Raw genomic sequence first — 6,836 nt, 5'->3', positions numbered from 1 at the left:
AGGGCAGAATGGGGTTCTTATCTTGCATTTTACTAGTCCCAATTTTTTCTGTTGTTGACAAGGGGCCAGAAGTAATCCCCGTTCTTATCTTGCATTTTACTGGTCCCCACTGAACCTCACAGGCACTGTCTGGGACTCTGATGACCCTCCAAAGCCGTGGGCTATCATGGTGTGCCTGCCGGGTCCACCGGCAACCACAAGGATGACATCCTCGGGACCCCTGGTTATATGGACCATCCCATCGGTTACGAGGCCCTCATCCAGCTTCCTTCCCCCACGGTCTGCCAGGCGCACATCCACGGTTGCATTCTCATGGATGTAATTTTTAACATCCTCCCTGGACCAGCCATGGGATGCAACGGTTTCTGCATGCTCGGGGCTCATTATAACCAGTATCTCCCCGGGAACGTGACTGTTGTTGCAGCCGGCCGTCGATGCGGTGTGCACGATGGTGTCAAGGAGGTCCTCGGGGGCCCTGCTCCTGTGGTCATTCACATTGTGGGGTGCCTCAACTCCAATCACGGTCACCGTGCTCTCGTCAGCGCCGAAACCCCTCTCGACGTGCAGGGGCTCCCAGGGGCTTTCATCCTCATTCTCCGCGAAGCAGTAGCTGTACTTTGCAGGTGAACCCATTGTTGCATGGTCACCCACCCCTGGCACAGCACCTGCAATGTTGATGAGGGATAGCCTCAGGGCACGTCCAAGGGTGGCACAGGCAAGGTTACCGGGTCCAAGGCACCCCGCACCTGAATTGAAACCAAGTTCCTCTGCAGCAGGGCCGTTGACCAGGACCGCAACCGCCACGGGGTGTGTTGTGGCATTTATACCTGCAAGGTTGAATTCCTCCCGTCCGACACCCTCTATGCATGCCTCCATGAGCGGCATCATTGGGGGTATGCAGCCGGCCATCACCGCATTCACCGCCACCTTCTCAACGGTGGCGATACCCATCCTTGGGGGGAGTGTGGCTATAACGTCCCCTGGTTTCCTGGGGGTGTATCTGTAGAATTTCCTGACACGGGCCTCTGTGGGCGGTATGATGGGGAGTCCATCGGTCATCCTCTTCTCATAGAACTCCAGGCTGATCCTCTCGGGGTCGGGGTCGACCATGACCTTCATATCCTCGGGGGATGAGCTGCACAGTCTTTCATCCTCCAGGAGGTCCTCTATGAGGCATCCGCATGATTTATCGATTTTAACCAATCTATCACCTCAGATGGTCCATTATGGATGGTATTATTTTCTTAGCCTTTCCCCTTACAGCTTCGGGTTCCAGACCCGCTATGGGGTGTTCCACCTCAACTATTCGAAGACCGGGCATCCCGTTGGCCGATGCCAGCCTCCTGGCGTATTCACCGAAGCGGTCTGAGCAGATGGAGATGGTGGGGACACCCATACCCTCCAGGCGGATGGCGTCAAGGATCACCCATGTGGTGCAGGAGCCACAGTCACCAAGGGCAAGGATGCAGAGGTCAGCCAGAGCAGCCCTCTCTATCTGCTCAGCCTCTGCCGGGGCTCCTGCAGGTTTCTCTGACCAGATGAACCTGAAGCCTGTGAGCTCTGATTCTAAAGTTCTCAGTATGATATCAGCGCCTGGCTTTGTGTTGTCAAGGAGTGATATGGTCCCAGCATCACCTATACTGTTGACCGGGATCTCCTCCATGCTGGTGTCTGCCAGGGGATCCATAACCTCCCTTTCAATGACCTTCACCTTCATCTAACCATCCTCATTTCAGGCCTTCAAGCGGAGCCTTTTTGTCACGAAGTCCCTTTCAAGTGAAAGAAGGAATGATGCAGCCCTTGGACCCATCTTCTTACCTATCAGAACCTTATATATGGCCTGGAATGCCTTCTGGGGTTTAAGACCATGCTTTCTCAGTATGCTGTACATTTCGTCGTGGAGCTCCTCCGGGCTCATATCCCCTGACTCAAGGATGCCTGCAAGCTCCTCAAGGAACCTCCTCTGGGGATCTGAGAGTTCAACCTCTGGGAGTTCATCCTGGACATGGAACTTCACGAAATCCGGGGCATAAAGTTTGAGCCAGTTTTTAACATTTTCAACCCGTTCCCTCAGCTGGGTTAACTGTTCGTCTGTTAAATCCCCGAGTTCCTTATCCATGAACTCATCTGGAAGCTGCGAGTTCCTTTTGAGGATACCGTAGAGCCTTTCAAGGTCGTCCCCGGCGATCTGATAGGCAACGGTCATGAAGCGGTAGGATGGCCTCAGCGGAAGATCAGGGCAGTCTATCATTGAGACCCGGTATATCCTCTTGAGCTTCTGCTCCTCCTTCTCTGAGGCGGCCTCCTCCATACCATAGTAGATCCTCTCTGTCCGGTCGAACTGGTCCATGAGGTCAAGGAATGGCATGTCCGGGTTGAAGTCCTTGTGCTTCATTGGTTTACTCCTGAATATGAAGTAGTTGAGGCTCTCAGGGGGTCCTATCTCAAGCCACTGCCCGGGGGTAAAGAATACGCCCCTTGACTTGGACATGGCCTCCCCCCGGAGGGTTATCCACTCATAGGGGACCGGGTAGGGGGCGGGGTAATCGAATATCTCCTCTGAGATTATGCTGCTCACATCATATGAGCCGCCACTTGCGGCATGGTCCTTACCGAAGGGTTCGCAGGTGACACCGAGGATCTTCCACCTCGCGGCCCATTCAACCCTCCATGTGAGTTTACCGCGCCCTGTCTTTGTGTCCATCTCCCCACGGAATCCACAGTCACAGCGGTACCTAACGGTGTCCCCGCTGAAATCATATGCCTCTGTGGTGTTCACACGCCCGCACCTCTCACAGATGGGGTTGTAGGGGAGCCAGTCGTCCCTCAGGGGCCTTTCCCTGAACCTGTTGAATATCTCCCTTATCTCATCAGCCTTCTTTAGGGATGTTCTTATATAGTCATTGTAGACCCCTTCGGTGTACATGCGGGCCCCTGAGTGGTGCTCGACCCTTATCCTGAACCTTTCAAGGGCATCAAGGAATGGTCTCTGGAAGTGTTCCACGAAACTCTCGCAGCAGCCCTCAGGGCAGGGGATCATGGAGTAGGGCACCCCCAGGTACTTCTCGTAACTTTTGGGGAGTGGATAGGGGACCTTTCTGAGGGGGTCATGGTCGTCTGCTATCCAAACGGTCCTTGATCTGAACCCATCCTTTTTAAGTGACTTTGATATTGAGCTTGCTATGAAAACGTCGCAGGAGTTCCCTATGTGTATCGAGCCTGATATGGATGTTCCGCTTGCAACAACGTGCTCATCAACATCCCTCTCCTTAAGTTCATCGGCTATCCTTTCAATCCAGTGCTTCAAGCAGATCACCTGTAAAAAGCGTGATAGAATCAGTGCAGTAAAAAAGTGTGTGAACTTCAAAATATATTAATTCTTCTCTAAAAAATGAGTGGGGGTTCAGTCGAAGATCCTGGTATCTGCACTGTCAAGCCACTCGTTGACAATCTTAACAGCACAGTACTCACCGCACATGGTGCAGGTGTCTGGATCCTCAGGCGGACGTTCGTCCCTTATGCGCCTTGCCTCTGCAGGGCACATTGCAGCATCGAACTGGGCCTCCCAGTTGAGTTTCTTACGGGCGTTGGCCATTTCAAGGTCTTTCTCCCCACTATGGATCCCCTTGGCCATGTCACCAACGTAGGCCCCAATCCTTGTTGCAATGACCCCCTCCTTCACATCGTCTGGGTAGGGAAGTGCAAGGTGCTCTGCAGGTGTAACATAGCAGATGAAGTCCGCACCTGCAGCCGCAGATGCAGCGGCACCTATTGATGAGACTATGTGGTCATAGCCGGCCCCTATATCCGTGACTATTGGTCCCAGCATGTAGAATGGGGCCCCACGGCAGAGTTTCTTCTGGAGTATGACGTTGGCCTTTATCTCATTGAGGGGTATGTGGCCCGGGCCCTCAACTATGGTCTGGACACCGGCCTCCCTGGCCCTGTCGATGAGTTCACCTAGGACTATGAGTTCCTGGACCTGTGCACGGTCGGTTGAGTCTGCAATGGCACCGGCCCTCATTGCGTTGGCCATTGACATGACAAAGTCGTGTTCCTTGGCTATCTCAAGGATGTAATCGAAGTTCTCATAGAGGGGATTCTCCAGTCCGTTTTCAACCATCCAGGCTGATACAAAGGCACCTCCCCTGCTCACAAGGCCACCCTCACGGCCCTGCCTCTTGAGCCTCCTGAGGGTTTCCCTGTTGACACTGCAGTGGATGGCCATGAAGTCTATACCATCCTTTGCCTGCTTCTCAATGGCTTTGAACATGACGTCCTCGTCCATGTAGATCGCAGCGCCCTCCTTCCTTATGGTCTCAATGGCCGCCTGATACACCGGCACGCTTCCAACGGGTATGGGTGAAAGGTCCAGAATCCGCCTTCTTATCTCATCGAGGTCCCCTCCAACTGAGAGCTCCATGAGAGTGTCGGCCTTGTTTTCAATGGCAATGCGGGCCTTTTCCTCCTCCATTTCGAAGTCCACGATGTCGGTGGATGTACCTATGGTGGCATTGACCTTGGTCCTTAAACCCTCACCTATACCGACCGGGGCAACCTCGTCCCTGTTCAGGTTGCTGGGGATGGCTATTCTCCCACTGGCAACTCCTCTCCTTATGAATTCTGGGGTGACGTTCTCTGCCTCTGCCACCGCCTTCATTTCTTCTGTTATAACACCTTTTTTAGCTTCATCCATTTGAGTCATACAATCACCGTCTGGTTTGACCCTTTAACCCTTGCGGGTATGATTGGGATCAGCTGGAATGAGATTCATGCGCATCTTATATTGGTCCAATCCAGTTATAAAAACTATGGGGTTTTAATTTTCTTAATAAAAATTCACGGCCTCTGATGTCGGGGGATTCTTCATTTATGGGATAGGGGCGATTCATACTTTAGCTGAGATAATGATGGTCCTGTTATACTAAATTATATTGGGGGTTCATAGCCCCAGTGCGTCTTAAAGCGTCTCACAGCAGATTCAAGATCTGGAATGTTTGTCTGTGTCCCCTCCTCCTCGACTATGAAGGATGCAACCGCCGAGGCAAACCTGCCACAGTTCATGAGATCTGCACCGGCAAGGTAGGCCCTCATGAACCCTGCCCTGTAGGAGTCACCGGCCCCTGTGGGATCGGCGGCCTCCCTGGGTATTGCATCGATTTTAATGACCTCATTGGCATAGATAACACTTCCATCCCTGCCGTAGGTCTTAACCACAACATCAGGGCCAATGTCTCTGAGACCACCAATATCAACCTCCAGTCTGGAGCATATGCGGTCTATCTCGTGGTGGTTGCCGAAGAGGATGTCGCATACCCCTACAGCCCTCTCGAGCTGGGTCCTGGAGTACATGTGGAGGTCCTGTCCTGGATCGAAGGATATGATCTTCCCCAGTGACCTTGCGAATTTACCGCATCTGCAGTTAAAGGAGGGGTCTCCGGTTGCAAGGTGGACGGCCCTGGCTGATTCTATGGCCCTCCGGGGGATCTCACTCTCCCTGAAGTAACCTGCTGCACCCCAGTAGAAGTAGCTTATCTGGTTGTGATCGGCATCTGTCATCACAAAGGCGGTTGGTGTTGTCTCAGCTTTCACCACAATCATGGAACCTATATCTATGCCGCTGGCCTCAAGGAGCCTCCTGTACTCTGATCCCTCAAAGTCGCCGCCAACGGCTGATACAAGTGATGTTCTGAGCCCCAGCTTTGACCCCACCAGGGCGACGTTGGCGGCTGCTCCACCATGGAGGTTCCTCATCCTCCTTATGGCTGTTGATGAGTTGGGTTCTGGGAATTTATCAAGCTGTATTATATAGTCAAAGGCGGTATGTCCAACAGCAAGAAGGTCTCTGTCTTCATTCATGGGATCACCCTGAAAATATAAATTAACTCTGCCACGGCGACTTATAACATCATTGATTATTCGTTAAACAGATCAGTGAAGCGGTTCAAAACCCGCCTCCAAAACGGCCTCCTGGCCATCCCCCATTATGAACTCCATGAATTTCTCAACTCCTTCGCTTTCCCGGCAGACCACTGCGCTTATAACATGCCTGGTCTCATTCTTGAGGATTTCAGGGCCACTGAACTGGCTTGCACTGAGGAATGTCATGAGTTTTCTGTCATTGCTGACGATCCTGTGGGCATGGTATGGGGACCGGACCTCCCTTACAACTTCAAAGCTGATACCTGCATCTGAGAGCACCTCCCAGGCCAGCCTCTGAACCGAACCTTCAACGCCAACGAATGATGAGCCGTCAAGTTCCCTCATGGTTGCTGCATCACCACCCACCAGCACCAGGTGGTCATATGCAACCGGCACGAAGTCGAGGTCCCTCTGGTAGGCCTGCAGGGGATCGTCAAGGAAGATAATATCAAGCATGCTTCTTTCTGCAAGCTGGAAGATATCATCATCGCAGCATGAAAAGAGGGATGCCTCAACTCCGGATCTATCAATGAGGACCTCGGCAAGGTTTGATGAGACATAACCCGCAGCGACCATAAGCCTACCTGAACCACTGAGGATTTTCAGTTGGCGCAGGTAGGTTCTGAGGATCTCCATACCCTCAGGTGTGAGTTCTGATCCGGCGCCACTGCTTTTTACGAGTTTAACACCCAGGAGAGATTCCGCACGCAGAACCCTCCTGTTTAAAACCTGTGGTGTCACACCGAGTATCCTTGCAGCCTTCCTCTGGGAGAAGGTTTCCCCGATTACACGGAGGGTCTCAAGGAATCTGTGATCCATTTCATGGCCGTTGATCTTCATTCCAGGGAGGGGTTCAATATCCATGGGGACGCCTCTAATCTGAGTGAATTTCCACCCCTAACATCATCCCGCCT

General features: G+C 52.6%; 6 protein-coding genes. All 6 read right to left on the bottom strand.

The window, feature by feature from the left end; all coding sequences use genetic code 11:
- Positions 1-96 precede the first annotated feature (96 nt).
- Positions 97-1,203, bottom strand: a complete 1,107-nt coding sequence (locus L5462_RS01090) for a hypothetical protein (protein WP_237779000.1) — start codon at positions 1,201-1,203, stop codon at positions 97-99.
- A 4-nt stretch (positions 1,204-1,207) separates the two neighbouring features.
- Positions 1,208-1,717 (bottom strand): UGSC family (seleno)protein, encoded by a 510-nt coding sequence (locus L5462_RS01085; protein ID WP_237778999.1) that lies wholly within the window; start codon positions 1,715-1,717, stop codon positions 1,208-1,210.
- Positions 1,718-1,732: 15 nt separating this feature from the next.
- Entirely contained in the window at positions 1,733-3,307 is a 1,575-nt protein-coding gene (lysS, locus tag L5462_RS01080; RefSeq protein WP_237778998.1) for a lysine--tRNA ligase, read from the bottom strand.
- Between the two features lie 96 nt (positions 3,308-3,403).
- The gene (gene thiC / locus L5462_RS01075) at positions 3,404-4,705 is read right to left on the bottom strand and encodes a phosphomethylpyrimidine synthase (RefSeq protein ID WP_237778997.1); all 1,302 of its coding nucleotides are present in this window, start codon (positions 4,703-4,705) and stop codon (positions 3,404-3,406) included.
- A gap of 224 nt (positions 4,706-4,929) precedes the next feature.
- Positions 4,930-5,859, bottom strand: a complete 930-nt coding sequence (locus tag L5462_RS01070; RefSeq protein ID WP_237778996.1) for a carbohydrate kinase family protein — start codon at positions 5,857-5,859, stop codon at positions 4,930-4,932.
- A 72-nt stretch (positions 5,860-5,931) separates the two neighbouring features.
- Positions 5,932-6,786 (bottom strand): LysR family transcriptional regulator, encoded by an 855-nt coding sequence (locus L5462_RS01065; RefSeq protein WP_237778995.1) that lies wholly within the window; start codon positions 6,784-6,786, stop codon positions 5,932-5,934.
- Positions 6,787-6,836: the final 50 nt, after the last annotated feature.

Source organism: Methanothermobacter sp. K4, assembly GCF_022014235.1.
In the GTDB taxonomy this organism is placed as follows: domain Archaea; phylum Methanobacteriota; class Methanobacteria; order Methanobacteriales; family Methanothermobacteraceae; genus Methanothermobacter.
This window is presented reverse-complemented; position numbering and strand designations above follow the sequence as displayed.